This is a genomic window from Microvirga sp. GCM10011540, from assembly GCF_042650665.1.
Classification (GTDB): Bacteria; Pseudomonadota; Alphaproteobacteria; order Rhizobiales; family Beijerinckiaceae; genus Microvirga; species Microvirga lenta.
The window spans coordinates 1-651 of sequence record NZ_JBHSBQ010000051.1 but is presented as its reverse complement, the minus strand read 5'-3'; the positions used below and the strand labels follow the sequence as shown (position 1 = coordinate 651).

The following is a 651-nucleotide window of genomic DNA, read 5'->3' as shown; positions in this document are numbered from 1 at the left end:
TCCGGTACCAGATGGCCCATCCAGTACCCCTATTGCCTCTGGATCTGCTGCGACTGCCGGTCTTTGCCCTGTCCATGGTCACTTCTGTGTGCTCGTTTGCCGCGCAGACGCTCGCCTATGTGTCGCTTCCGTTTTATTTTCATGACGTGCTCGGCCGCTCGGTGACGGAGACGGGCTTGCTCCTGACGCCCTTTCCGCTGGCTGTTGCCATAACTGCGCCTGTTTCGGGTCGACTGGCGGACCGTTACCCGCCAGGCATCCTGGGCGGGATTGGCCTTGCGCTCCTCGCCACCGGGCTTGCTTTCCTGGCCATGCTTCCACCAGATCCTTCCAGTAGCGACATTGTCTGGCGGCTTGCCCTCTGTGGCCTGGGATTTGGCCTGTTTCAGTCACCGAATAACAAAGCCATTCTCACGAGCGCTCCACGGGAACGCAGCGGCGGCGCAGGCGGGATGTTGTCGACAGCCCGGCTGCTGGGCCAATCGATGGGAGCGGCACTCGTGGCAGCTCTGTTCGGGCTGGTACAGCATAATCCGACCGCCACGATCCTGTGGTTGGGGGCGACCCTGTCGGCGGTGGGCTGCATCGCGAGCGCCTCACGGGTGAGGGGGGAGTAGCAAGATGTCCCGATCCTAAAGAGCACCTCTGACG

1 protein-coding gene is annotated in these 651 nt (G+C 62.5%); it reads left to right on the top strand.

Going from position 1 to position 651, the window contains the following annotated elements; all coding sequences use genetic code 11:
- Window positions 1–617 (top strand): MFS transporter (locus ACFOYU_RS15185; protein ID WP_377034236.1); only part of this gene is annotated, 617 nt, incomplete at its 5' end.
- Between the last annotated feature and the right edge of the window lie 34 nt (window positions 618–651).